General features: G+C 57.6%; 28 protein-coding genes, 1 other RNA gene and 1 pseudogene. 12 read left to right on the plus strand and 18 right to left on the minus strand.

What is annotated here, in order from left to right; translation table 11 throughout:
* Positions 1 to 92 precede the first annotated feature (92 nt).
* The 11 genes and pseudogenes from AC2FLB_RS04610 to AC2FLB_RS04660 form a co-directional block, all read right to left on the minus strand.
* Positions 93 to 2,084, minus strand: a complete 1,992-nt coding sequence (locus AC2FLB_RS04610) for a CocE/NonD family hydrolase (RefSeq protein ID WP_496708734.1) — start codon at positions 2,082 to 2,084, stop codon at positions 93 to 95.
* A gap of 51 nt (positions 2,085 to 2,135) precedes the next feature.
* Entirely contained in the window at positions 2,136 to 3,239 is a 1,104-nt protein-coding gene (locus AC2FLB_RS04615) for a DUF4147 domain-containing protein (RefSeq protein ID WP_496708735.1), read from the minus strand.
* On the minus strand, positions 3,239 to 3,676 hold the full coding sequence (gene dtd / locus AC2FLB_RS04620) for a D-aminoacyl-tRNA deacylase (protein ID WP_496701979.1): 438 nt from the start codon (positions 3,674 to 3,676) through the stop codon (positions 3,239 to 3,241). The genes AC2FLB_RS04615 and dtd overlap by 1 nt, the downstream gene beginning before the upstream one ends.
* 20 nt (positions 3,677 to 3,696) lie before the next feature.
* Complete coding sequence (locus AC2FLB_RS04625; RefSeq protein WP_496708736.1) at positions 3,697 to 4,365, minus strand: nitroreductase; 669 nt, start codon at positions 4,363 to 4,365, stop codon at positions 3,697 to 3,699.
* An 80-nt stretch (positions 4,366 to 4,445) separates the two neighbouring features.
* Positions 4,446 to 5,555 (minus strand): TFIIB-type zinc finger domain-containing protein, encoded by a 1,110-nt coding sequence (locus AC2FLB_RS04630; RefSeq protein WP_496708737.1) that lies wholly within the window; start codon positions 5,553 to 5,555, stop codon positions 4,446 to 4,448.
* 18 nt (positions 5,556 to 5,573) lie between these two features.
* Positions 5,574 to 6,065 (minus strand): cytochrome b, encoded by a 492-nt coding sequence (locus AC2FLB_RS04635; protein WP_496701985.1) that lies wholly within the window; start codon positions 6,063 to 6,065, stop codon positions 5,574 to 5,576.
* 65 nt (positions 6,066 to 6,130) lie between these two features.
* Entirely contained in the window at positions 6,131 to 7,279 is a 1,149-nt protein-coding gene (locus tag AC2FLB_RS04640; RefSeq protein WP_281994943.1) for an SPFH domain-containing protein, read from the minus strand.
* 22 nt (positions 7,280 to 7,301) lie between these two features.
* Positions 7,302 to 8,306, minus strand: a complete 1,005-nt coding sequence (locus AC2FLB_RS04645) for a DUF2927 domain-containing protein (protein ID WP_496701987.1) — start codon at positions 8,304 to 8,306, stop codon at positions 7,302 to 7,304.
* Positions 8,275 to 9,465: a toxic anion resistance protein gene (locus tag AC2FLB_RS04650; protein WP_281994942.1), complete on the minus strand. Its 1,191-nt coding sequence runs from the start codon at positions 9,463 to 9,465 to the stop codon at positions 8,275 to 8,277. Before AC2FLB_RS04650 ends, AC2FLB_RS04645 begins: the two co-directional genes overlap by 32 nt.
* 31 nt (positions 9,466 to 9,496) lie before the next feature.
* Positions 9,497 to 10,411 carry a 5-bromo-4-chloroindolyl phosphate hydrolysis family protein gene (locus tag AC2FLB_RS04655; protein WP_496706624.1) on the minus strand — a complete coding sequence of 305 codons (915 nt, stop codon included), beginning with the start codon at positions 10,409 to 10,411 and terminating at the stop codon, positions 9,497 to 9,499.
* A 177-nt stretch (positions 10,412 to 10,588) separates the two neighbouring features.
* A pseudogene (locus AC2FLB_RS04660) lies at positions 10,589 to 11,395 on the minus strand (pseudouridine synthase); the annotation flags it as partial.
* Positions 11,396 to 11,456: 61 nt separating this feature from the next.
* On the opposite strand from AC2FLB_RS04660, the gene AC2FLB_RS04665 reads away from it, so the two are divergent.
* A complete protein-coding gene (locus AC2FLB_RS04665; RefSeq protein ID WP_496708738.1) occupies positions 11,457 to 11,912 on the plus strand; it encodes a nucleoside deaminase in 456 nt (151 codons plus the stop codon).
* A gap of 25 nt (positions 11,913 to 11,937) precedes the next feature.
* Here AC2FLB_RS04665 and AC2FLB_RS04670 read toward each other — a convergent pair whose 3' ends face one another.
* Both AC2FLB_RS04670 and AC2FLB_RS04675 read right to left on the minus strand, forming a co-directional pair.
* A complete protein-coding gene (locus AC2FLB_RS04670) occupies positions 11,938 to 12,915 on the minus strand; it encodes a nuclear transport factor 2 family protein (protein ID WP_496708739.1) in 978 nt (325 codons plus the stop codon).
* A 7-nt stretch (positions 12,916 to 12,922) separates the two neighbouring features.
* Positions 12,923 to 13,615: a metal-dependent hydrolase gene (locus AC2FLB_RS04675; protein WP_496701996.1), complete on the minus strand. Its 693-nt coding sequence runs from the start codon at positions 13,613 to 13,615 to the stop codon at positions 12,923 to 12,925.
* 58 nt (positions 13,616 to 13,673) lie between these two features.
* On the opposite strand from AC2FLB_RS04675, the gene AC2FLB_RS04680 reads away from it, so the two are divergent.
* Complete coding sequence (locus tag AC2FLB_RS04680) at positions 13,674 to 14,330, plus strand: ceramidase domain-containing protein (RefSeq protein ID WP_496708740.1); 657 nt, start codon at positions 13,674 to 13,676, stop codon at positions 14,328 to 14,330.
* Here AC2FLB_RS04680 and AC2FLB_RS04685 read toward each other — a convergent pair.
* Both AC2FLB_RS04685 and AC2FLB_RS04690 read right to left on the minus strand, forming a co-directional pair.
* The gene (locus AC2FLB_RS04685) at positions 14,321 to 14,884 is read right to left on the minus strand and encodes a DUF4202 domain-containing protein (RefSeq protein ID WP_496694766.1); all 564 of its coding nucleotides are present in this window, start codon (positions 14,882 to 14,884) and stop codon (positions 14,321 to 14,323) included. The genes AC2FLB_RS04680 and AC2FLB_RS04685 overlap by 10 nt on opposite strands.
* A 136-nt stretch (positions 14,885 to 15,020) precedes the next feature.
* On the minus strand, positions 15,021 to 15,179 hold the full coding sequence (locus AC2FLB_RS04690; RefSeq protein WP_185956681.1) for a hypothetical protein: 159 nt from the start codon (positions 15,177 to 15,179) through the stop codon (positions 15,021 to 15,023).
* 227 nt (positions 15,180 to 15,406) lie between these two features.
* On the opposite strand from AC2FLB_RS04690, the gene gatC reads away from it, so the two are divergent.
* The 7 genes from gatC to AC2FLB_RS04725 all read left to right on the plus strand — a co-directional run bounded on the left by gatC (position 15,407) and on the right by AC2FLB_RS04725 (position 20,284).
* Positions 15,407 to 15,694 carry an Asp-tRNA(Asn)/Glu-tRNA(Gln) amidotransferase subunit GatC gene (gatC, locus tag AC2FLB_RS04695; RefSeq protein ID WP_142636734.1) on the plus strand — a complete coding sequence of 96 codons (288 nt, stop codon included), beginning with the start codon at positions 15,407 to 15,409 and terminating at the stop codon, positions 15,692 to 15,694.
* A 3-nt stretch (positions 15,695 to 15,697) separates the two neighbouring features.
* Positions 15,698 to 17,185, plus strand: a complete 1,488-nt coding sequence (gene gatA, locus AC2FLB_RS04700) for an Asp-tRNA(Asn)/Glu-tRNA(Gln) amidotransferase subunit GatA (RefSeq protein WP_496708741.1) — start codon at positions 15,698 to 15,700, stop codon at positions 17,183 to 17,185.
* A 39-nt stretch (positions 17,186 to 17,224) separates the two neighbouring features.
* Positions 17,225 to 17,917 carry a hypothetical protein gene (locus AC2FLB_RS04705; protein WP_496690954.1) on the plus strand — a complete coding sequence of 231 codons (693 nt, stop codon included), beginning with the start codon at positions 17,225 to 17,227 and terminating at the stop codon, positions 17,915 to 17,917.
* A complete protein-coding gene (locus AC2FLB_RS04710; protein ID WP_496708836.1) occupies positions 17,868 to 18,584 on the plus strand; it encodes an N-acetylmuramoyl-L-alanine amidase in 717 nt (238 codons plus the stop codon). The genes AC2FLB_RS04705 and AC2FLB_RS04710 overlap by 50 nt, the downstream gene beginning before the upstream one ends.
* 124 nt (positions 18,585 to 18,708) lie before the next feature.
* Positions 18,709 to 19,100: RNase P RNA component class A (rnpB, locus tag AC2FLB_RS04715), an RNA gene on the plus strand.
* A 281-nt stretch (positions 19,101 to 19,381) separates the two neighbouring features.
* A complete protein-coding gene (gene rpmG / locus AC2FLB_RS04720) occupies positions 19,382 to 19,549 on the plus strand; it encodes a 50S ribosomal protein L33 (protein WP_007799108.1) in 168 nt (55 codons plus the stop codon).
* Positions 19,550 to 19,765: 216 nt separating this feature from the next.
* A complete protein-coding gene (locus tag AC2FLB_RS04725) occupies positions 19,766 to 20,284 on the plus strand; it encodes a hypothetical protein (RefSeq protein ID WP_142636739.1) in 519 nt (172 codons plus the stop codon).
* Positions 20,285 to 20,441: 157 nt separating this feature from the next.
* Here AC2FLB_RS04725 and AC2FLB_RS04730 read toward each other — a convergent pair whose 3' ends face one another.
* Both AC2FLB_RS04730 and AC2FLB_RS04735 read right to left on the minus strand, forming a co-directional pair.
* Positions 20,442 to 21,218 carry a Bax inhibitor-1/YccA family protein gene (locus AC2FLB_RS04730; RefSeq protein ID WP_496690953.1) on the minus strand — a complete coding sequence of 259 codons (777 nt, stop codon included), beginning with the start codon at positions 21,216 to 21,218 and terminating at the stop codon, positions 20,442 to 20,444.
* A gap of 181 nt (positions 21,219 to 21,399) precedes the next feature.
* A complete protein-coding gene (locus AC2FLB_RS04735; protein WP_496690952.1) occupies positions 21,400 to 21,609 on the minus strand; it encodes a DUF1127 domain-containing protein in 210 nt (69 codons plus the stop codon).
* Between the two features lie 125 nt (positions 21,610 to 21,734).
* On the opposite strand from AC2FLB_RS04735, the gene AC2FLB_RS04740 reads away from it, so the two are divergent.
* On the plus strand, positions 21,735 to 22,616 hold the full coding sequence (locus AC2FLB_RS04740; RefSeq protein ID WP_142636745.1) for a LysR family transcriptional regulator: 882 nt from the start codon (positions 21,735 to 21,737) through the stop codon (positions 22,614 to 22,616).
* 7 nt (positions 22,617 to 22,623) lie between these two features.
* Here AC2FLB_RS04740 and AC2FLB_RS04745 read toward each other — a convergent pair whose 3' ends face one another.
* A complete protein-coding gene (locus AC2FLB_RS04745; RefSeq protein WP_496708742.1) occupies positions 22,624 to 23,580 on the minus strand; it encodes an NADPH:quinone oxidoreductase family protein in 957 nt (318 codons plus the stop codon).
* Positions 23,581 to 23,919: 339 nt separating this feature from the next.
* Here AC2FLB_RS04745 and AC2FLB_RS04750 point away from each other — a divergent pair, with 339 nt between their 5' ends.
* Both AC2FLB_RS04750 and hisN read left to right on the plus strand, forming a co-directional pair.
* Positions 23,920 to 24,291 (plus strand): helix-turn-helix domain-containing protein, encoded by a 372-nt coding sequence (locus AC2FLB_RS04750; RefSeq protein ID WP_142636749.1) that lies wholly within the window; start codon positions 23,920 to 23,922, stop codon positions 24,289 to 24,291.
* A 44-nt stretch (positions 24,292 to 24,335) separates the two neighbouring features.
* Positions 24,336 to 25,127, plus strand: a complete 792-nt coding sequence (hisN, locus tag AC2FLB_RS04755; RefSeq protein WP_496690950.1) for a histidinol-phosphatase — start codon at positions 24,336 to 24,338, stop codon at positions 25,125 to 25,127.
* Positions 25,128 to 25,227 lie beyond the last annotated feature (100 nt).

Below are 25,227 nucleotides of genomic sequence, written 5' to 3' on the forward strand. Positions count from 1 at the left end.
CCTGACGGGTTTTTTTATTGACGCGCCAGTCAAGTTAGGCGCAATTCGGTTGGTCGAGCAAGAAAAAAGTCCGGCTCAGACCTGCTTGAATTTCACATATGATTACGCGGTACGGTATCCTCCTTAGTCTTTGAAAATACCAAACTGCCGTTTTCAAATGCCTTGAGTTCAGCACAGAGGTAGAAGTTTCCGGCGTCTGACCACATTTCGCAAGATGTTTCTGTACGCAGCTCTGTGCCGTCACGGATTATCTCTTGTGTCCAATGGCAATATCCGCGTGCAGATAACGGATCATCAGGGCGAATCGACCAACGTTCAAAGGCTGTTCCGCCATGTGTCAGGCCGTGGTGGTTTTCTGTAACAAGGCCAAAGTCATCTTCTATAATCAGATGAGTTTCCCCCGAGTTCATGTCAGTTTCGACCTGTCGAGAGTTCCGGCTGTCTCGGACAGTCGTGATGTCGTGTGCGGCCTCGGCATCCGGGGGAGGGAATACATATGCCTCGCTAGCCGCGTGACGGATGGGCAGCTTGATTTGGCCCTCGGTCAGATGCAGTTCTGCAGACTCGGGCGAAGGCCAGATCAGCGGCCAATAGGCGCTGGATACCGCAATCCGCAAGTGGTGTCCCTTTGGCACCCGATAAGCGATATGGTCCAGATCCAGCGTGACCTCGTAAACCTTGCCAGGGACCAATTCGGTCGGTTGCGAATGGGTATCGCGATGGCACAGGTTAAGGACACCGTATGTTATGCGTGTTGTTGCCCCATCGGGATGGACGTGATTCAAGCGCACGGCCATCTGGGCATAGGGACGGTCGGCACTGATGTGCAGGCATATTTGCGGCGCGCCCACGATGTTCAAATCATTGGCCAGTGGGGCGCTGTCGAAACAGGCCGAAAATGCATCATCCACACGCTGATCGCCCGGCATATCCGGCCCCAACCAGATGGCGCAGTATTCTCCGCCTTCCATCCCGCAGGTCTGGGGGGATCGGATGCACGTGTCCAGGGGTCCGGGTTGGTCCAGCCCAGCATTAGAAATATTCAGAGTTTGAATAGGAAGATGCGAGGTCGCGCCTTTATCCTCGGTTACCCAGCAACCGGGCCGTTCCTTGTACCAGCGCTGGGGGCGTACCCCATCCATAAGATAGGCGCGATAGTCGGGTTCCTGGTCGACGCCAGTATCCTGGCTTTTCAACCAATGGTCCCACCAACGCAGGGCCTCTTGCAGAAATCCGATTCGGGGCTCGGGAACAGCAAAATGCGGATACTTGTGAACCCAAGGCCCGACGATCCCCTTGACCGGAGAATCAAGCTGTTCAACCAATAAAGGCACCGTATTCTTATAGGCGTCACCCCAGCCGCCAACAGCCAAAGTCGCCGCCCGGATAGCGCTGAAATCCTCGCAGACTGACCCGTGACGCCAATAGTCATCTCGCGTCTGATGGCGCAACCAGACAGAGGGCAGAAAGGGCTCGTTCTCAAGGCGGTCCAGCCACAGCTCGCGCCAGTTCGGACGCAGGGCCGGATCGGGAGCGCGCGATGAATAAGACCACATGGTCGCGCCCCAGCCGAGATTTTCGTTCAGCAGGCAGCCACCCTTGTAGTGGATGTCGTCCGCATACCGGTCGGCGGTCGAGCACAGCGTGATAATCGCCTTCAGCGCCTCTGGCTGTAGTGCCGCCACCTGCAAAGCATTGAAACCGCCCCAACTGATCCCCATCATTCCTACAGAACCAGAGCACCACGGTTGCTGCGCCAGCCATTCGATAGTTGCAACTGCATCGTCCAGTTCCCGCTGGGTATACTCATCCTCCATCAGCCCTTCGCTGTCACCATTGCCGCGCATGTCCACGCGGATGCAGGCATAGCCGCGCTTGGCAAACCAAGGATGGGTCAGGGCGTCTCGTGTCGCAGTGCCGTCGCGCTTGCGATAGGGCAGGAACTCCAGAATGGCAGGTACAGGGTGGCTTTCTGCATGCGACGGCTTCCATATCCGGGCTGAAAGCCGGCACCCATCCGGCATGTGAATGCCGACATCTGGCAGGTCTTCGATGTCGAGTAGCGAATTGTCGGCTGGATTCATTCGGTCAGTCTCGGGGCCAAAAGGGTTTTGGTGCAGGTGAAAATCGTCAAATCAGCTTCGGATTGCGACAATAAGGTCCATTACGTTGGTACCGGTCGGTCCGGTGACGAAAAGAGCATTTACGCGTTCCAGATAGCTGCCGCTGTCAGCATCCCGCAGCGCCTTTTCCGCACCATCGCCCCAGGTGGTCCCGTCAACAATCGCCCCCGCGGCCTGGGTCGGCCCGTCGGTGCCGTCGGTGCCCCCGACAAGCAGCGTCAGCCCAGCAATACCCGCGATTTCTCTGGCCAACGCTAAAGCGAGGGCCTGATTGCGCCCACCCTTGCCTGGATTTCTGGGCAGCACGACAGTTGGCTCTCCACCGAAAACCATGACGCCTTCGGGCATATTGCGCAGCTGTGGCCCCAAACGGGCTGTTATGCTTTTCAGGTCATCGTGCAGGCATTCCTCATTCGCTAGAACGGGTGCGCCCTCGGCCATGGCCTGTCGGACGGCGGCAGCACGGGCATGCTTGTTCGATGCAACGATGCGCGCAACTCCCTGAAAATCGCGCGGCTCAGGAAGTGCGCCAATGCCCGATCCGATAACGTTCAGGTCATCGCCGGGCACATCGGAAATCGCCAGTACAGTCGCCTTCGCTCCTTTGAACTGAGCCAACAGGCCAGACCCTTTGATCTGGGACAGTTTGCGCCGTTCGGCGTTCATTTCAGAGATATTCATCCCTTCCGACAGCAGTTTTCGGTTCAACTGCTCCAGATTCGCCAGCGTTTTGCCGGGTACAAGGTCCTCGGCCAAAGACGAGGCCCCACCCGAAGTCAGAAGTAGCAAATGCGAAGACGATCCCATCGACTGGACCATCTCACGCAGTGCGCGGCCCGCTTGCAGACTGCGAATATCTGGAACGGGATGAGAGGTCTCGATCACCTCTACATAGTCGGGCAGGGCGTCCCCGTGGCCATCTTTGGTGACAACCAAAGCGGGGAGGGGGCCGAAATGGTCCAGCGCTGCGCGGGTCATCGCCGCCGCAGCTTTGCCGACAGCTAAAATTTGGTCGGGCGCCTCGATATCATTCAGCGCCGTTAACGTCGCCGCATATCCACTAACCGCGTCAACTCCGGCCTGCCATATTCGGGTTGCCTTTTGCCTTTGCTCCATCAGCTTTCGACCCAGATCGTGACCGGGCCGTCATTGACCAGTTCGACGGCCATATCCGCCCCGAATTGACCGGTTTCGACAGGGACGCCAAGACCACTTAGCCGATGCGCGAAAACCTCATACAAGCGTTTTCCAACCTCTGGCGGTGCCGCTTCAGAAAACCCCGGGCGGTTCCCGCGCGAGGTATCAGCGGCAAGTGTGAACTGGCTGATTACTAGGGCCGAGCCGCCCATATCCAGAACCGACCTGTTCATCTTGCCGGCCTCATCCTTGAATATCCGCAGCTTCGAGACCTTGGCAGCAAGCTGTTCGGCCTTTTGGTCGTCGTCTCCTTGCATCGCGCAAACCAGTATCAGCAGGCCCGGACCAGTTTGTCCGATCACCGTACCCTCGACCGAGACTTTTGCCAGCGAGACCCTCTGCAACAGCGCACGCATTTGGTTCCTCCATTTGATGGTTAGTCGACCCACTCGACAAACGCGTCGGGCTTGGCGCGACTGGTTCTGAACCCGTTGGCCGGGTGGTCTTTGTCTGCATAGCCGAAAGAGATCGCACATAGGATCAGACGGTCATCCGGGATTTTGAAATATCGGTGCAGAAAAGGGCCATAGCTGGCCACTGCGGCCTGCGGAATTGTCGCTATGCCCAGAGCCTGCGCCGCCAGCGTGAAGGCCGTAACAAAGCCACCACAATCCATGGCGCCATAAGCGCCGAGTTCCGTTGGGCTGGATATGATTGCACAATGGGGCGCTCCGAAAAGGGCGAAATTCTCCTTCATCTGCCGGGTGGACCCGGCGCGATCTCCGCGTTCAACGCCAACGGCTTCGTAAAGGGCCCAGCCGCATTCACGGCGTCGTTCCTGGTAGATGCCCGAATAGGAGGCAGGAAAGGGCAGGTCCGGGGATGGCGTGTCCGCGGCTACCTCATCCTGCAGTGCCTTCCGAAACTTATCGGTCTCTGGCCCGATGGTGATGGTCACGCTCCAGGGCTGCGCATTGCACCAGCTTGGAACGCGGGCTGCGCTGGTCAGGATCTGATTGATCTGATCCTTTGGCACCGGGTCAGAAAGGAAGGCGCGGCAGGAATGCCGTTGATCCAGTAGATTGTTCAGAGCGGATAGTGTCACACAGGCCTCCCCATCGGCGTTGACAGGGCGCAGGATGAGGTCAGACTGGCGGATGTTCAAGGGCTGATGCGGTCCGCGGGTCACTGCTGACCGGTTGCCACCATGTAACCAACACCGGCAGCTACCAAAAGGCCAAGGCACACGGCGACAGAGATCTTGAGCGCTGACCAGGGACGTTCCCCCTGAACGCGCCCGGTGCGGCCGTTTACTACAAACCTGTACGTCTGCCCCCGATATTTGTAGGCGGCCATCCAGATCGGCAGGAGGACATGCTTGAAGGTCACATCCCGCACATCGGTCTCAACCGCATGAACGCGCTGCCGATCGCCACCAATATCAAAGCGTACATCCCGTTCTATCACGCGGGACATATGTGTGCGGGCTTCGGTGTAGCCGTCATTCAATTCGACTGTATAGGCCTCGGCCCGAAAACCGGCGAGGTACTCAGGCTGATACGGTTCCAACGCGGGTAAATCCCAGGGTTCCAGCGCGTCGGTATACTTCTTGGGCAAAGACTGGGATGCCAAAACCAGAACGTCATCAAAGAACCGTGCGACCCGGCCCGATTTCGGGGACCATCTCACCTTGGCGACCCTTTGCTGTACACGCTTGCCATCGCGCATGACACTGCGTGTTTCATAGTAAACTATGCCGCGCTCGCCCCGATATGTGGATTTCGTATCCGCATCGAAGGTCCAGTATGGAACATAGATACCCTGCATCTTGCGCCCTTTGCGGGCATAATCCTTCAACCCGTTTGGGGCGAACCATAACCGTCCCAGCCAGTCTCCCATCGCTTTATGCGCCGTGCGCTCATCCAGCGCAAAAGGCAGCACACCGCGGGGTTTGATATGACGGCTGATGCCGGTATCGGTGACCACCGGGGTTGCGCAAAAGGGGCATTCGGCTGCATGCGTGGCCGGGTCGAATTCAACCTGAGCCGCGCAGTTGGGGCAGGTCAGAACACGCGTTTCCTCGATCTCATCATCAGGCAGCTGATCTGACAGCGCGCTGTTGAAATCCAGCTCTTTCAGGCTGGCGCCGCCCCACGGTCCCGCGCCAATGGACTCGGAGTGACCGCAATGGTCACAGGTGAGCGTACCATCACCGGGATTGAACCGATAATCCGCCCCGCATTGATCGCAGGGAAAGCGGTGTTCGTCTACAATGTTAGGGTCGGTAGGGGCCATTGAAGCCTCGAATTTGCGTTATCGGCCAGAGGACAGGCGCATCCGGTTCAGCACCCCGTCCCGTTTGATGAAATGATGCCAGATGGCAAAGGCAGCGTGACCTAATGCGACGAACAACAGGGCATTGCCCACGGTTTCGTGGACCTCACCAGCAACATGGATTCCCCCGAACCAGGCCAGCATACCAAAGATCGGAACGGCGACCATCAGCGCATACAGCAACAGATGTCCCAAATTTGCTGCAGTCGCCATCAGGGCCGAGCTCTCCTCAACCGGGGCAGGCGCGCCCTGTCGCCACCGAAGAAGGATGCGGACCAGGATCAGCGCAAAGACGATGCAGCCAAGCCAGACATGAGGGGTGGCGCCTTCTGTCCAGACCGTGTTGCCCTCGAGCCGGGCGTGCAGGGCGCGTCCCATGCCATCGCTGCTGATCCATTCGCCGATGATGATCACAGCGATCAGCCAGTGCAATACGATTTGGGGCTTTGAGTAGCGGTCCAAAGTAGACATTCGTTTGCTCTTTCAGAGAAGTTGCGGATACGCGTTAAACGTTGCTGCCTAAGCTTTCCGTCACTTCAGGCTCCGGGCGGGGGTGGCGGCAGGATCGTGAACAACTGCGCCAGTTCCTGTACCTCACCCGCCTTTTTCCAGCCGTCCTGACCGGCGGTCCAGACATGGGTGTCTCGGGTGATCTCTCCGTCTGTCGCCATGCGGCCCATCTTGGCCTTGGAAAATGGCCCGCTGGTTTGCCCGTCAACGGCGATATGCCAGACATGTTCCACTGGCGGTGGCGGCGGAGGCGCCGTATGCGCCGCAGGTTGCTGGGCAGCGGGGGCAGAACCGCCCCACGGACCGCTCGGCTGACCCGCTGCCATGTTCGACATCTGCTGTGCCATGGCCATGCCCATTCCCATGCCAAGGCCAGCGCCCATGCCACCGCCCTGACCGGGATTGTTGGCCGCGGCTGTCATCGCCTCAGCGGCTGAATACTGGGTGAATTTACCCAGATCACCAGCCAGCCCCATCGATGTCCGCTTGTCCAGCGCCGCTTCAACTGCGGGTGGCAGTGAGATGTTCTCGATATAAAATTCAGGCATCTCCAGCCCGTACCCGTCCAAGACCGGGGTCACTTCTGCCGCGATCAACTTGCCCAGATCGGCGGTATTGGCGGCCATGTCCAGAACCGGAATGCCTGATCCTGCGATGACCCGGCTGAATTCCTGAACGATGATATTGCGCACCTGAAAGCTGATCTCGTCCATCGTGAACTCACCATCGGTGCCGACGATTTCGATCATGAATTTTGCTGGGTCTTTGACCCGGGTTGTATAAGTACCGAAAGCGCGAATGCGGGTCGGTCCGAATTCCGGATCGCGCAGCATGATCGGATTCTTGGTGCCCCATTTCAGGTCATTGAAGCGAGTCGTGTTGACGAAATAAATCTCGGATTTGAACGGAGACTGAAAGCCATGGTCCCAATGCTGCAGTGTCGTCAGGATCGGCATATTGTTGGTCTCAAGCATATAGAGACCGGGGGTGAAAACATCCGCCAGCTGCCCCTCATGCACGAAAACGGCCGCCTGGCCTTCGCGCACGGTCAGTTTGGCGCCGTATTTGATCGCATGGCCCTCGCGTTCGAACCGCCAGACCATCGTATCGCGGGTGTCGTCGACCCAGTGGATGACGTCGATGAACTCGCCGGTCAGAAAATCGAAAATACCCATTTGGGGTCTCCTTATCTTGGGCTCACAGCTGCTGGCCCATCAGTTCGCGCGCAATGATCCGCACCACAGGACGCGCGTCTTCGACAGCCACGCCAGGCTCAAGACGCGGGTCATAGAGCATTGTCAGTAATTTCTCGTCATGGCTGGTCAGCAGCGCAAATTCATCGTCATCATTAAAGATGGATGGTCGCGCAGCGTTGCTGTCATTGGAGAGTCCCAGCCCCTGCGCCATTTCTTCGTGGATGCAACTGCGCCGCAGCATATCAGGCAATTCAGCACGGATCAGCACCACCGCCCGAACAAATCGGTGCAGGGACCGGTTGGTCGGAGACGCGATGACAAAACAGTCAATATTTGAACGCGGGTTTGCAACCAGGTCAAGCAATGGCTGATCGATGCCAGGTACAAGCTGTTTCAGGCGGGAGACCACGTATGCACTGTCATCCTTTCCCGCGAAAAAGACATGGAAATTTGCCTTGCGGGTAACGACAGACATCGGATGACCGGTCACTTTGGACAGCCGCGCGGTAAAGGTCTCGACCTGTTCGGCATCCTTTGCCCGCATTTCGGGGGACACAGACGGGGCGAATTCTGTCTGAACACGGATGGGGGCGGACCATCGGCTAAGCTGGCCCTCGGTCGAGTATGTGGTCGCGGTGACGGCGTGATCTGGATACTCGTTGAAAAAGGCAATCGTCTCGAAATTGCGCTCCAGATCGCTGGCATCATAGGGTGTGTCCGGCCCGCCGCCATCGCTGCGCAGCATACCACGCGTTAGCAGGTCACGTTCTACCCGCTGATAGAACCGCGCCAGATCCTGACTGGCCGCAGATGGAGGTACATAGGCATTAGGGGCAGGCGCTGGGGGGACTACGGGGCGCGGTTGAGTGGCAACCGAAGACGTCAGGGCCTCGTCGCAGTTGGCCAACGCCAGCAATGCGACCAGACCCAATACGGGCTTCAGATATCCCAGTGACCGCACCTTCAATCCACCATTAGCCCGGAACAGCTGTTCCGGCGTTGTCACCGATACCGTCCTTGCGCGCTTTGGCTGCGGCCAAAGTGTCGCGCAGTTCGGTTTCCATCTTCTGCAGCTCTTGCTCGGCAGCGGCGCGTTTGGCCTTGCCTTCATCCGCAATCTCCAGGCTTTCATTGATGGTTCCGATCAGATCGGCATTGGCCTGTTTTACGGCCTCGATATCAAAGACACCGCGCTCCATTTCCTGACGGATCACCTTGTTCGACTCGCGCAGGTTGGCGGCATTCGCGGTCAGAAGGTCGTTGGTTAGGTCATTCGCATCGCGCACGGCGGCGGCGGCCTCGGCGCTGCGCTGAATGGTGACGGCTTGTGCCAGCTGGGTTTCCCAGAGCGGTACGGTGTTCACTAGGGTCGAGTTGATCTTGGTCACCAGGGATTTGTCATTTTCCTGAACCAGACGGATCGAGGGCAGCGACTGCATGGTTACCTGTCGCGTCAGCTTCAGATCATGCACCCGGCGTTCCAGATCATCGCGCGCAGCACGCAAATCGCGCAGCTCCTGCGCTTTCATCACCTGATCCTCTTCGGGCGCGGCCTGAACCTCGGCCTCTTTCTGAGGAATGTCCCGGCTGTCCAGTTCGTTCAATTTCTCTTCGCCGGCCGCGATGTAAAGCGCCAGCTCATCATAAAAGCCCAAGGTTTTTTCATACAGGATGTCCAGGGACTTGATGTCCTTCAACAGCGTATGTTCATGCGAAAGCAAGTCATCCGTGATCCGGTCGATCTGGCCTTGAACCTGTTCGTATTGGGCGGTGAACTTGGCGAACGGGGCGGCCTTGCCCAACAGTTTTTCCCACCAGCTACGCTCGCGCCGCACGTCGAGTTCGCTGACCGAGAATCCACGGATCGTGGTCACGATATTACGCAGGCTGTCACCTGCCGGACCGACATCCTTGTTGCGGACATCCGCCAGCATCGCCTGGCTGATTTCCTGCAACTCGGCCTGCGCACCCGAGCCGAAGGACACGATCGAGTTCGTGTTCCCCATGTCGATCTCGCCCATGCGTTTACGAATTTCAGCACCTACAGGCTCGTCGGCCTCTTTCAGAAGGACAACTTCCGCCGTGGGGTCGGGCAGGGCTACGGCGGTCACTTCCTGTACCAGCGTTTCGGCTTCGACCGCCTTGTTCTTTACTTCCTCGGACATGGGGTAATCCTCTCTGTATACTTTGGGCCGGTCAGTCCAACCGAACGCCTTCGCGCTGCAACCGTTCGCGCAGCACGTCAATTTCAACCGTCAGATCGCTGCGGTCATCCAATAGCATCTTACGGGTCCTGGCAGAGAAATTCTGTTCCAGGTCATCCAGTAGAGACGAGTAATTCTGCAGCGACTGTGCATCACGTGTTCTGGCATAAACATCCGAGAACTTGACCGTCGCGTCACGGGCACCCTGCAGATAGACGGTCAGGTATTTTCTTGCTCCGGCCAGATCGCGCGGGTCTTCTTCGACGGTGCGAAACAAATCGCGGGCAGTTTCCTGAAATCGCTCGACCCGCGCTTCGATCCGGCGGTCCCCAGCACGTTTGATGGCGTCGGTCATTTCGGTCAGATGCGCCTCAGCGTCTTCGACTACCCGTGCGACACGGTCCTGCTGAAAGGTATCGATGCCTTCCATGCCTTTGTCTGACATAGGGTCCAGGCCGAAGGAAACGGAATGCAACACAGCAGCGGCGGTGCCGAATAAAACTGGGGCGATGAGGCTGGCGTCAGACACGGTTGCCGCATCGAGAAACTCGGATCGGTATGAGGCCAACCCGGCCCCAAGGCCGGTCAGAACGCTGGAAAATATCTTGCGGGGAATTGCCGGGCGCCGTGCGGTGCGCCGCGCGTTATAGGCCGCTTCGGCCCGCAACCCTTCGCGCAGCAGAAAGGCTGCCCCGGTCAGCAAACCAGCGGCAACAAGTCCAATGGTCATCCCGATTGCACCGTCGTTCAGCGACAGAAACACCAATGGAACAGCCGGGATAAACAGGATATTAGCCCGTGCTCCAGCTGGTTCTACGCGCGCGCCATCAAACTGACCGCGCGCCGGTTGATCTGTCGACGAATCTGAGTCGTTTGGGCTGTATTTGCCGCCAAAGCGTTTGGCCATGTGCTTACAGCCCTCCCAGTAACCCGGTGCAGACGCCGAACAACAGAACCAATAAGGCCACGTAAGCCAGTTTTTGTACTCCGGACCCGGACATGATGCTCCCTGAGTTTCTCTTTGCGGAAAACTTAGGGGATGCGCGGCCCCGGCGCTAGGGGGAAGGTTGCCTAACCCTTATCATTTGCGAGATTTCTTGCCGATCGGAGGCCGTTTGCGCTGTGGTCGTGCAGGGCGTTTGGCCGGAGCCTCGGGCTCAGCCTCAAGACCAAGCTGATCACGCATGACCCGGCGGCGAATTTCCTCGACCTCTCCGGGTTTCAGTTTGCCCAACTGAAACGGGCCGTACGAGACGCGCAGCAACCGGTTCACGGCAAAGCCGATATCCTCGATCGCGCGGCGGATTTCGCGGTTTTTACCTTCGCGCAGGCCAATGGTCAGCCAGGCGTTTGCGCCCTGTTGCCGATCGAGTGTTACGTCCATCGGTTGGAACCGTTCACCCTCGATCACCAGCCCCTTTCGGAGCGGCGCGAAATCCTCGTCTTTTGGACGCCCGTTTACACGGACGCGGTATCTGCGCAGCCATCCGGTGGCAGGCAGTTCCAGCTTGCGCTTGATGCCGCCATCATTTGTCAGCAACAGCAACCCTTCCGAGTTCAGGTCAAGCCGCCCGACGCTCATGACGCGGGGCATGTCCTCGGGCAGTTTGTCGAAGATCGTCGCGCGGCCTTTTTCGTCCTTCGTCGTCGTAACCAGACCGGGTGGCTTGTGGTACAACCAAAGACGTGACGGTTCCGGCTCGGACACCGGCTTGCCGTCGACGGTGATCTTGTCTTTGGCGGTAACGTTCAGCGCGGGGCTGTCGATGGTCTTGCCGTTCACAACCACACGACCTGCTTCGATCATGCGTTCCGCTTCCCGGCGCGAGGCGACGCCAGCGCGGGCAAGGACTTTGGCGATCCGGTCGCCTGGAGGAGGGGTATTAGTCATTTGCAGCCCATAGCGCATCCCGCCGCCTTGCGAAAGGCAGGTTTCTGATGCAGTCAGAGGCATGGAGTTCAAATCGTACATGGATATCGCGCTTGAGCAGGCGCGCGAAGCCGGTGAACGCGGCGAAGTTCCGGTAGGGGCTGCTATCGTGCTGGGCGACCGGGTTGTCGCCGTGGCAGGCAATCAGACACGCGAGTTGAACGACCCAACCGCACATGCCGAGATACTGGCCCTGCGCGCCGCCTGTGCTGCGACCGGATCGGAACGCCTGATTAACCACGACATCTATGTCACACTGGAACCCTGCGCGATGTGCGCCGCGGCTTTGGCCGCCGCTCGTGTTCGGCGGATCTATTACGGGGCCTCTGATCCCAAATCGGGTGGGGTAGCTCACGGGGCGCGGGTGTTTTCCCATCCACAGTCGCACCATAAACCCGAAGTGTTTGACGGTATTGCCGCCAAGGATTGCGAAGCCCTGCTGCGCGAATTCTTCACCAAAAAGAGGACCAGTAAATAATCTGGGTTGGGACCGGCCTGCGGTGCTAGGGTTTGGCCCAGTCCACGCGATAGACCGTCTGTGGCCCACCGACCCCCTTTAGTTGAGCCGAAATCGGAGCGCTGAACCGCAGCCCGGCGGTCGCGCCCAGCAGCAATCGGGTAACGTCGGTGACAAGAATTTCATTCGCGCCACAAAGGCCAGTCACCCGTGCGGCCTTATTGACTACCGATCCAAAGAAATCTTCGTCCCGCTGAATGACATCGCCGGTATGAATGCCAACCCGAAGACCCAAGGGTATATCCGACTGTAGGGCCGCATTTTCCCTTTGGAATTCGGTCGCCGCTTGGATCGCGTCGTGGACAGAGGAGAAGATCGACATCGTGCCATCCCCAAGTGATTTGACCAGTCGGCCGCCATGGGTGTGAATTAGATTTTCAGCCAGATCGAAATGGCTGGATATGAGCGCGGTCCATTTGTGATCTCCGACCTGACGCGTGATTTCAGAAGAACCCGCGATATCAGTAAACATGACCGAAGCCGCGCCCTCTTGTTGATCCTGAGTGAATTCCTGCCGAGCTGCCGCGATCAATGCGTTCAGCGCTTCATGCTCGATCCCGATTTTCTCCATGTTCGAAGTCGGGTTGGAGACATGCATTTGGATCATCTTCCAGACACCGTTTTCCAGATGCAATACAAAGGTGAACCTATGGAGCGCGGCTTTGCCGTTTGATGTGAATGCAAGTGTTGCTTCGCAATGGGCCCATCCTATGTCACCGCATTCAAACGCCTCGAGCGAATGTTCGTCCCAGCTGAAATCCGGAATTTCGCGGGTGTGGTCGGCAAAGCCCTGGCGGAACACCTGTCCGGACCAGCTTTCGCCATCTGCCGACCCCTGATACCGCAGATGTTCAGATGACGAGAGCAGGTTCATCAGCGCGGCGCGATCCTTGAGGCGAACCGCATCATTCCAGCGCCGTATGACGGCGACCAGTTCTGGAGAGGGTGTTACCGCGTTACTCATCAAGCGGCTACAGCTTGATGGCTTGCATCAGCTGCGGTTCGATCACCTCGACACCCGGCAAACCGTCCGCCAGCACCTGCGCGGATTGTTCCAGAATCGGGAAGGTCTTGTAATGGCAGGGAATCACGGTTTTGAAATTGAAATAGCGCTTTGCAGCATAGGCGGCGCCTTTCATGTCCATGGTAAAGTGGCCCCCTGCGGACAGGATACCAATATCGGGATTATAGTAATCCCCCATCCAGTCCATATCGGCCATGATATCGGTGTCGCCCGAAACATAGAGCATGTGCCCCTCGGATGAGATCATGAAACCGACCTCGCTGCCGCCGGTGCGCAGCCCGTCTGGGGTTGAAAATGTCGAGCTGTGCGAGGCGGGTACCATCGAGACCATAACACCGTTCAGGTTGACCGTGCCGCCTTTGTTGAAGCCGACTGTTTCAAGACCCTCGGCTTCGCTCCAGTACCCCATTAGGTCATACTGGCCGACTACGGGGACGTTCAGATGTTTGGCCAATGAGACAACGTCAACAACATGATCGAAATGCGTGTGTGTCAGCAGGATATGTGTCGCGCCTTCCAAAACAGCGTCATGCTGATCTTCAGGCAAAACGGGGTTGCCGGTCAGCCAAGGGTCGATCAGCAGAACCTGTCCTGCTGTTTCAATGCGAAAGCTGCCATGCCCAAGCCAGATGATATTCATGAAAAGCACTCCCAAATGAACTGTTGGCAGCAGACTAGCATCGGGTATGTAAAATTTCATGGATTGGTTTCGGGAAATTGACAGCTATTGCGAGCGTTTATCGCCTGCCTATTGGGCAGAGCCGATAAATGCGGTTACGAATGCCGCCTTTTTGATTGCGGCTTTCATTATGTGGCGGCGGGTGCGCGGGCCGGGGATGCCATTGGCAAAAATGCTTGTGGTTATCCTGGTCGGCATCGGAATTGGCAGTTATTTGTTTCACACCCATGCACAGGTCTGGTCCGCGTTGGCGGATACTGCACCCATCCTGTTTTTTATTCTGACCTATATTTTTGCAATGAATCGCGACGTCTGGCAGTTGCGGCCGCATTACGCGGGGATCGGCGCGGCCCTGTTTGTGCCATATGCCGCTTTGACGATTCCGGTGTTTCAACTGATTCCGGGACTGGGCGGATCGGCCGCCTATGCTCCGGTGCCGCTATTGATCCTGATTTACGCAATCCTGTTGTCGAAACGCCGGCCTGATACCGCCCGCGGGCTGGCGACCGGCGCAGTGATCCTGATCGTGTCGATTACCTTTCGCGCTTTGGATGCACCGATTTGCACGCAGTTCCCGACCGGTACGCATTTTCTGTGGCACATCCTGAACGCCACGATGTTGGGCTGGATGATCGAAGTCTACCGCAGGCACCTAAGCCTTGCGTCTCAGGCCTGAAACGCAGCAGCCAGTTCTGCGGGCAGGTCAAATTCGGCAAGAACCCTGGTGCGTGCATCGGATGACATCTTACGCGCGGTTTTCTCGACAATGCTGAGGATTTTTTCCTGCGAGTGCTTTTCGGCGAAGGGAGCGAAATACCATTTGAGGAACACAAAACAGGCCACATCTTCCAGCGCCTGCACCTCGTTGTCACGTTTGATACCCTGCTTGCGCACCATGCGTCCGGCGTCTTGGATTTCGTTTTCTTCAAATCCGCACTGCTTCATCAAGGTCATGACGGTTTGCGCATGGTGTTCGCCCTGCGCCTTGCGCCAAGCCAGATACCCGGCGCGCCCTTCGGGATATTCACTTCGGGCCAGCTTCCAGCGTTCAACATGTTGCCCGCGTGCGGCGATCTCAAGCGAGTTCGATGCATCGGGAAAAAGCCTGGCCAGTTCAGCGCTCATGCGTTGTCCGTAAAGCAACGCTGCGGGTTGGCCGTTCTCTAAGGTTGGATCTTGGGTGTTGGCTGCGTCGATTGCGTCCAGGACTGCCTGTTTTCGCGCGCTCATTCTATGCTCCGTGGCCTTGCCGGAAATCCGGCGGTGTGTTCGGACGCATCGTAGCGAGTCGGCAAATCAAACGCAGCAGTCAAATGCGAAATTCCGGGTCGGAGAGGGGGGATCCGACCCGGACGAAGTTGTGGCGTCAGTTACCCAGCTTCGTTTTGTCCTGTGTAACTGGTTCGGAAACCTGATCGGGGAAAGACAGGTCGCGGGTTAGCGAACCCATGGTGGGTCCGAATGCCTGAGCTTGCGTAGCAAGAACAGTAGTGGCCAACACAAATGCGGTCATGAGCGTTTTCATCATCTTACTCCAGTTAGTGGCTGTGCCATGCTGTAAGAAGTGAACGGCGCAGTTCACTTTTTCAAGGCGAATTCTGAACTAATTGGTTTACTTTTGTGCATAGGCGCTATGCATTTTTGTATGGCTAAGCCACCTCCTTGCATAGAAGGGGCAGAACAACCGCCTGCTACCCTTGCGACCGAGGCATCAGACAGGTAAATGCCCCCTGACGCATATGAGGTTTTCCGATGTCGATTGACCAAAGCACCGCCGCAAAGGTGGCCAAACTGGCCCGGATCAAGGTCGAGGATGACGCGCTGCCTGCGCTGGCATCTGAGTTCAACACCATTCTTGGGTTCATCGAACAGTTGAATGAAGTGGATGTCGACGGTGTCGAGCCGATGGTTTCGGTCGAACCGATGCGCCTGAAGCGCCGCCAGGATGTGGTCACCGACGGCAACCAGCAGGACAAGGTTCTGGCCAATGCCCCCGACGCACGCGAGGGTTTCTTCGCAGTCCCCAAAGTGGTGGAGTAAGACATGAGCGAACTGAACAAACTGGGCCTGGCCGAGGCCCGCGACGCGCTGCGTGCCGGTGATGTCACCTCGGTCGAGCTGACCGAAGCCTGCTTGACCGCCATTGATGCAGCCGATGCGCTGAACGCTTTTGTTCATAAAACCCCCGAGATCGCGATAGAACGTGCCAAGGCAGCGGACGCGCGCATCAAAGCGGGTGATGCGCCGTCGATGTGTGGTCTGCCAATCGGCATCAAGGATCTATTCTGCACCAAGGGCGTGCCCTCGCAGGCAGCCTCAAAGATTCTGGAAGGCTTCAAGCCGGAATATGAATCCACCGTTTCGCAGCAACTGGCCGACGCCGGTGCCGTGATGCTGGGCAAGCTGAACATGGATGAATTCGCCATGGGCTCGTCAAACGAAACTTCGGTCTATGGCAATGCGGTCAGCCCGTGGCGCCGTGGCAATGATGACGCGCAGCTGACACCGGGTGGCTCATCCGGCGGGTCCGCCTCGGCCGTGTCGGCTGATCTGTGTCTGGCCGCAACCGGGACCGATACCGGTGGCTCGATCCGTCAGCCTGCGGCCTTTGTCGGCATTACCGGCATCAAGCCAACCTATGGCCGGTGTTCGCGCTGGGGCATCGTGGCCTTTGCATCCTCGCTGGATCAGGCCGGGCCGATGACCAAGAATGTCCGCGACGCGGCGATCATGCTGGAAACCATGTGCGGTCACGACCCCAAGGATTCCACCAGCGCCGAACTGGCCGTCCCGAATTTCGAGGCCATGCTGACCGGCGACATCAAGGGCAAGAAGATCGGTATCCCCAAGGAATACCGGATGGACGGCATGCCCGCCGAGATCGAAAAACTCTGGGCAGGTGGCGCCGCGATGCTGAAAGACGCAGGGGCCGAGATCGTCGACATCTCGCTGCCGCATACCAAATACGCGCTGCCCGCCTATTACGTGATTGCGCCTGCCGAGGCGTCCTCGAACCTGGCGCGCTATGATGGTGTCCGCTATGGCCGCCGCGCGCAGTTGGGGCAGGGCGACGGCATCACAGAGATGTACGAGAAAACCCGCGCCGAGGGCTTTGGTCACGAGGTGCAGCGCCGTGTGATGGTCGGGACATATGTTCTGTCGGCAGGTTTCTATGACGCCTATTACAACCGCGCCCGCAAGGTCCGCACGTTGATCAAGAAAGATTTCGAGGACGTTTTCGCCGCCGGTGTTGACGCCATCCTGACCCCGGCCACGCCTTCGGCGTCGTTCGGTCTGGGTGAAATGACCGAGGCGGATCCGGTTCAGATGTATCTGAACGACGTCTTTACCGTGACGGTTAACCTTGCTGGTTTGCCAGGTATTTCGGTTCCTGCAGGTCTTGATTCTCAGGGTTTGCCGCTTGGTCTGCAGCTGATTGGCCGTCCATGGGACGAAGGCGATTTGCTGAACACGGCCTATGCGCTGGAAAGCGCTGCGGGCTTTGTGGCCAAGCCGGGGAAATGGTGGTAATCCTCTGATCAACAAGACAACGTAGAACGGAGCAGCTGGATGCGCTTTTCGATTCTGATCCCCGCAATCGGGTTGATGGCCGCCTGTAACACGGTGGCTCCGGTTCAGGGTACAGGGTTCAACACCCCGACTTATCAGGCGCAAAGAGAAGCTGAGCTGGCAGGGCAGGGCGGCACTGGAAGCCCTCTGCCGGAACCCTATGAGGTCTCGCAGCAACCCTTGGGCTCGTCCACATCGGGCGCGGATGGCGCTGACCTGGCCACGGCCACTGCTGCAGCGCTTGCAAGCACCTCGACGCAGGCGACCGCCACTTCAGCATCGGTGCCGACTGCCAGCAACAGCGGCATCTCTGACGAACAGGATTTTGCTGCGGTTTCTGAACGTCGTAGTATCGAAACCGATGCTGCTCGAATCGAACAGAACAGCCAAACCTATGAGGTTGTCTCCCCAACCGCGGTTCCGCAACGCGGAGCGGATGGTCAGCCAAACATCGTCCAATACGCGCTGAGCACATCCAATCCGGTCGGTGCCCAGCTTTACAGCCGTGCGGGGTTCAACCTGCAGGCCAAGGCACAGCGGAATTGCGCGAAATTCCCATCGGCGGACCAGGCGCAGATCGAGTTCCTGTCAAATGGCGGTCCACAGAAGGACCGCAAGGGGCTTGACCCTGATGGCGACGGATATGCTTGCGGCTGGGATCCCAGCCCGTTCCGCAGTGCCGTCAACAACTGATCCTCAGCCCATCTGGCACCCATCCCCCAATTTCGGAGATCGCCGGGATGGGCTGACGCCGTCTTTGGTGGTTCTCCACTACACCGCAATGGACAGTGCACAGGCTGCGCTGGATCGCTTGTGTGACCCGGCCTTCGAAGTCTCTGCGCATTACCTGATCGGTTCCGATGGCACGCTTTGGCAAATGGTGCGCGAAGAGGACCGGGCCTGGCACGCCGGAGCAGGGGAGTGGCGCGGGCGAACCGATATCAATTCGCGTTCGATTGGGATAGAGCTGGATAACCTTGGCACCTATCCTTTTCCCGAACCTCAGATGACCACGCTTGAGTGGCTTCTGGCCCGTATCATGGCCCGATGGGCGATTGCACCGGACGGGGTTATCGGCCATTCCGACATGGCTCCGGGGCGCAAGGTCGACCCCGGCCCGCGCTTTCCCTGGCAACGGCTCGAACATCTCAATCTTGCTGGCCAACGCGGCCAGGATGACGGCCCGCAAGAGGCCTCGATGCCGCTGTTCCGTGCGTTGGCGCAACAGATGGGCTTTCCGCTCGAAACGGACGACGACACGCTGCTTGCCACCGTGCGTCTCAGATACCGCCCTTGGGCCAAAGGCCCGTTGGAACCTGAGGATTTCACCCCGCTCGGCCATGCGGCGCTCTGGACCTGATCCGCTTTTCATCTGGCCAAAAAATATCTCGGGGCTGAATTGACCGCAGGCCAAGAACGGGTTGCCCCTTAACGCCCTATCGGCCCTTGACGCGGCCTGACACTGCGCATACCCACGTCTCCGCGCGGAGGGCCGGATGGCCGCTGGGGCGTAAGCCCGAGAGGAAAGTCCGGACTCCACAAGACAACGGTGCCGGGTAACACCCGGGCGGGGAGACCCGACGGAAAGCGCCACAGAAATCAGACCGCCATGCGTGCATGGTAAGGGTGAAACGGTGGGGTAAGAGCCCACCGCGCCCCTGGCAACAGGGGTGGCACGGCAAGCCCCACCGGGAGCAATGCCAAATAGGGTCCCCACGCGGGCAGGTCGGCGTCCGCCGATACCGCCGCTAAGTGCGTCTTGGCCGAGAGGGACCGGGTTGGCAGCTTGAGCCGTGCAGCAATGCACGGCCTAGAGGAATGGTCATCGAAGGGGGCAACCCTGGAACAAGATCCGGCTTACAGGCCCTCCGCGCGTTAATATTGCTAAGACGAATCGCGTTGTTCCGCAGCTGGGTCACGGCTGGAGTCATCCTTTGATACAGGTCTTGCTGTGGCTGCTGAGCTGGCATCCCTTGTGGCCGAAATGGCCGCGTTAAGGTCTGCGATAAGCTGGGTGCAGGGACGATCTTGTGTTTTGATGAAATCTGCGCCGATCTACCCGAATTCAGGTTGACTCGGCTGCATGACCGGGTAAAAGCGCACGCTCATAGGAATTCAACCGAAAGGCCCCTGCCTTTTCGGACGCAGGAGATAACCATGGCGAAGCCGACGACAATCAAGATCCGTCTGAACTCGACCGCGGGCACGGGCCACTTCTATGTGACCAAAAAGAACGCGCGCACCATGACCGAGAAAATGACCGTTCGTAAATACGACCCGGTCGTTCGGAAGCATGTCGAGTACAAGGAAGGCAAGATCAAGTAATCTGCCGTCCTGCTTGGACAGAATGACAAGGGTCCTGTTTCGACAGGGCCTTTTTCGTTTGCGCGACGATGTTTCATACCTGAATCTATCGGGTCAAGGCAGCCGGAGCGCGCTTGGAGGCCGTTGCAGCGAAGCATCAGCAGCCGAGGCATTCGTTTGCCCGCTGGGTTGCTTTTTGGAATGTATTGCAACTACGCTTGAGCTAACCGTTCCAAAATGTTGGCCGTCATGAAAAAAATCTTGTTATCCACAGCAACTATTCTGGCTCTCGCAGCCTGTGAAGACCCCTATAACCGCGAGGGTGTTGGCTTTACGGGCATTGATGGTGAGCCGCGGAGCATCAGCGAAGTGCCGGGTGCGGCGGCGTTTGTTCCAGAGTCCACCAATGTTCCGGCAGAGTTGGCAGAACTGCCCCCGGTCCGAGTTTCAACGGACGAGACCGATCCGGGTAAAATTGCACGTGTTGCAATAGAAAATGGCGCGCGCAGCGATACCAGCGCAGTAGTCGTTTCCGGCTCAGATACAAACCTGTTCCTGAGCACTGTTGAAGTGAACGGAACGCTTTTCGGCGTCGTGCGTACCGAAAATAGCCGCACCAGGGTTCCAAATACGATTGGTGCTAACTTTGGTACTGGCGCTGAACAATTCACTGGCTGCTTGCCTGTCGGCGACGTTTATCGCAAAGGTTCAGAAAAGCGCAGTTCCGGATTTGCTGTTCAGTTGAACTGCAGCTAGATTCATATTACTGTGGAATTGAAGGGCCTCTCATCGTCAGGATGAGAGGCCTTTTTTGTTGCGGCATTCGAGCCTAAAGCCAGTGCGCTAACCAGAAAGAACAAAGGCGGACCAATCGGCCCGCCTTTGACGTTTTCAAAATGGTTGGTGGTCCGGACTATTCACGGCTTCCAAACAACTGCAGCAGGAACATGAACATGTTGATAAAGTCCAGATACAGGCTCAGCGCGCCCATGATGGCTGCTTTGCCCAGCCATTCCTGATCGCCGGTATGTGCCATCTGCAAGTAGGTGGTTTTGATCTTCTGGGTGTCATAGGCGGTCAGACCGGCGAAGATCAGAACACCCAGAACCGAAATCGCGAACGTCATTGCAGACGAGGCCAGGAAGATGTTCACGACCGAGGCAACGATCAGCCCGATCACACCCATGATCAGGAAGGTGCCCATTGCGGACAGGTCTTTCTTGGTCGTGTAGCCGTACAGGGAAAGCCCCGCGAAAGCGATTGAGGTGATCAGGAAAACCTGAATGATCGACTCGCCGGTGAAGACCAGGAAAATCCAGCTGATCGAAACGCCCATGACTGCGGCAAACAGGTAGAACACTGTTTGTGCCGTTGCAGCCGACAGGCGGTTGATGCTGGCGCTGAAGCCAAAGACAAAGGCCAGCGGGGCAAACATGATGACCCAGCGCAACGGCGAGGCGAACAGCGAATACCCAAGCGACGTCAGATATTTGTCAGAGCTCAGCTGTGCCGCAGCCGCCGAAGGGTCGGTTGTGGTCGCTAGGCCAGCTATGGCCCAGGCCGCTGCAAATGTAATCAGCATGCCCACGGACATTGTGCCGTAGACTTTGTTCATATGGGCGCGCAGGCCCTCGTCAATCTGGGCAGCGCGCGTACCGGTCGCCGTCCGGATCGTGTCAAATTGTGCCATTAAAAGGTCTCCCTCCACATATTCTTTTTGCGTCCTGATGTCAGGCCGCGCTCCTCGCAAATATCGGCAAGTGCGGGCTGTGTTTCAAGGGTTTAACGCGGGAAACAGGCTAAAACACGCAACAAAAATGGCGGCTTCGAGGTGTCAGCCGCCATTCAGTGGTGAAAGTAGTGGATTAGGTTCATTTTTGCCAGAATTCCGGAGCATCCCATATGCGGCGTTTTGCTTCGGCTTCGGCCTCTTCACGGGAAATACCGATATCGAGAAGGGCGCGGTCGTCCAATCTGGCGAGCTGACAGCGTTGGCGCCGTAGCGATAGTGCATCCAGAACAGAAGTGAGCTTAAAGCGCTGCCGTGGTTTGCAATATGTTGAAGCTGTGATTTGCGTCATAGCCTTGTCCTTTCGGTTTTGCTGATGTGTTGTGCCTATTGCATCAACTTCCTTGATTTATATGGAGGGCTGTGACACATTTTGAAAATGAATATTATTGAACACATCCATAAGGAATCGTGAAGATGCGAAATTTGGACATCACCACTCTCCGCTCCTTTGTGGCAGTTGCCGATCAGGGTGGCGTGACGCGGGCAGCCGGTTTCCTGCACCTGACACAATCTGCCGTATCGATGCAGCTAAAGCGGTTGGAGGAGCTTTTAGGTCTGGAGCTGCTGGACCGAAGTGGCAGAACCATCGCGCTGACAGCGTCGGGCGAACAGCTTTTGGCCTATGCCAGACGCATGATCTCGTTGAATGACGAGGTGATGTCCAAGCTGACGGATCAGGCCTATGAGGGCGAGGTCGTTCTTGGTGTGCCGCATGATATCGTCTATCCGGCGATCCCCCGGGTGCTGCAGCGATTCAACGCGGATTTCCCACGCGTCCGTGTGCAGCTTATCTCCTCCTATTCGCTGCAACTGAAGGATATGTTTAAGCGCGGAGACTGCGATTTGATCCTAACGACCGAGGCGACAGTGGGGCAAGGGGCCGAGACGATTGCCGAGCTTCCTTTGCGCTGGATTGGTGCGCCGGGCGGGTCTGCCTGGCGAAAACGCCCCATTCCGCTAGCGCTTGGGCGTCGGTGTCTGTTCAGGCCGCAGGTCATTGCTGCGCTGGACGCGGCTGGAATTCCCTGGGAGCTTTCGGTGGAAACCGAAAATGACCGTACTATCGAGGCAACCGTCAGCGCCGATTTGGCGGTTCATGCCATGCTCGAAGGGACAGAGGCCGCACATCTTGCCCAGATCGATTCGGGTGGCGTCCTGCCCGAGCTTCCTGCGCATATGATAAATCTGTATGGCGGCGAAACTGGCCGCGGAGCCGTGGTTGAGGCGTTGGCGACGCTGGTGCGCCAGAACTTTCGTTTGCTTGGGGGGGTGCCGCTTAAAGCCGTTGTCGGTTGATCATCCGTTAGGGGGTTATGACGACTTTCCCGGTGGCCGTCCTGTCGCGCAGCATGGCCAGTCCGCGTTCGGCTTCGGACAGGGGCAGAACATGGCTGATATGCGGTTTGATGCGGCCCTCGCTATGCCAGCGAAACAGCGTTTCAAAGCTGTCCGTCACAATCTGAGGTCGAAACTTCAAGTAGCCTCCGATGTAGAGCCCGATGACTGTCAGGTTCTTGACCAGTAGGTGGTTGGCCGGAATTTGCGGCACCTCACCGCCCGCAAAGCCAATGGGCAAGATGCGACCTTCGGGGTTGGTTGCGCGAAAGGCGGCTTTAAACACATCGCCGCCGATCGCGTCATATACGACATCCGCGCCTCCTAATGCCTGGACACGGGCGCGGAGATCTTCGGATGCGTCGATCAGATGATCGGCCCCGGCCCTCTGTGCCACCTTGAGTTTCTCACTGCCGCGCGCCTGCGCAATAACCGTGGCGCCCATAAGCTTGCCGATCTCTACCGCCGTCAGGCCGACGCCACCTGCCGCACCGGTCACCAGCAGGGTTTCGCCGGGCCTGAGCCGCGCACGATGATCCAAAGCAATAAGGCTGGTGCCATATGTGATCTGAATTGCGGCGGCGTCTTCAAAGCTCATAGAGTCAGGGATTGCGATTGCACGATCGGCTTCGAACACTCCGAATTCAGCAAGGCCGCCCTGGCCGGAATAGACAGCGACGCGGTCACCCGGGTTCAGGTGGCGTACATTGTTTCCAATTTCGCGAACAATCCCTGCGACTTCCATGCCCAAGGAAAAGGGCGCCACCGGGGTGTCCTGATACGTCCCCTTCTGCATAAGGAGATCCGCAAAATTCAAACCGCAGGCTTTGATTTGAATGCAGACCTGGTTGTCGCCGGGTTCTGGCGGGTCGATATTGCAAAGCTGGGCCTTGGCCCCGTTGGTCTGGATATGAAACGCCAGCATGATTTGGCTCCGTCTTTTCGGGCATAGGTCAGTTCTGTCGTGGTCTTGTCAATCTGTTACCCTGCTGAAGACCCCGTTAATCCGGTGTTGATCAGGTGATTGTTTCCAGATCGGAATCAACGTGTGCGCGGTATTCACAACACAACTATAAACCATTGTTTGTGGAATCAGATTCAACCTTCTTGAAAAAAGCGCCAAAAAACGTAATAGTGCGCTATGGTGCTGATTTGGGGGGCATGTTCCAAATTAGGGAGTAGTTAAGTCGGGCTCGCTAATGTTGCGGTAACAAAGCATGTTGCGCACCCGTTTCAGTTGTGTGTGTAAGGGAGGATAGTACCAATGACCCATCACGTCGATGTCCATGTGGGCAAACGCGTCAGGCATCGCCGCTGGCTGATTGGCATGACCCAACAGCAGTTGGCACAGCAAGTTGGTATCAAGTTTCAGCAAATCCAGAAATATGAAACCGGTGCCAATCGAATCAGCGCGTCTCGTCTTTGGGACATTGCCGAGGCATTGGATGTTCCCGTCAGTTTCTTCTTTGAAGGCCTGGAAGAGGTCGAGAAAGGAAGCTCGGATAAGAAATCGGTTCCTGCAGACCTTATGGGCGACAAAGAGGCCCTGGATCTCGTCCGCTCTTACTATGCCATACCGGAAAACCAGCGTCGCCGCTTGTTCGAGCTTGCGCGCGTTCTGAGTGATGTTGCCTGATTTCGCGGGTTGACTCTGATCCTGACGGAACGCACGGGTAGCGTATGGATAAGATGTCGCTGAGTGATCTTGAAGTAGCTGAAGAAATGGCCGACGCGGCGCGTGCGGCCATTCTTCCTTTTTTCAGGCAGTCTAATCTTGAGACTTCGAATAAGCTGGATCAGGGATTTGATCCGGTCACTGTCGCCGACCGCGCAGCTGAAAAAGCTATGCGCGCGGTTTTGGCCCGACATCGGCCCCAAGATGGAATCTTTGGCGAGGAATATGGGCAGCACGAGGGGCAAAGTGGCCGAACCTGGGTTCTGGATCCGATCGACGGCACCCGAGGGTTTATCAGCGGGACACCGACATGGGGGGTTCTGATTGCGCTTAGCACGCAGGACGGGCCAATCATGGGGATCATCGACCAGCCGTATATCGGGGAACGCTTCATCGGCTCGGCGGATATCGCGCGAAGCCATGGTCCTACGGGCGATATGTCCCTGAAGACCCGTTCAACACCTTCTCTGGACCAGGCAATTCTGTTCACGACCTTCCCCGAGGTCGGCGCGTCGGAAGATCGTGCCGGGTTTGAGGCTGTGTCACAGCACGTACGCCTGACCCGCTATGGGATGGATTGCTATGCTTATGCTCTGCTTGCAGCGGGTCAGGTGGATTTGGTGATCGAAGCAGGTCTGAACGCCTATGACATTCAGGCGCCAATCGCCGTGATTCATGCGGCTGGCGGTATCGTCACAGACTGGCAAGGCGGCCCCGCCCATAATGGCGGTCGGGCTCTGGCGGCGGCAAACCCGCAGATCCACGCGGCGGCGCTGGAAATCCTGCGCAAATTCTAAAAACTGTTGCGGCGGACTGGCAGGCCGATTAGCCTTAATCCGGCTGGTTCTTGTGCCCGTTTTCCGCCAGCTTTTGCACTCCATGCATGAAACGGGCGAT

The organism is Ruegeria sp. CDSA236 (assembly GCF_059611285.1).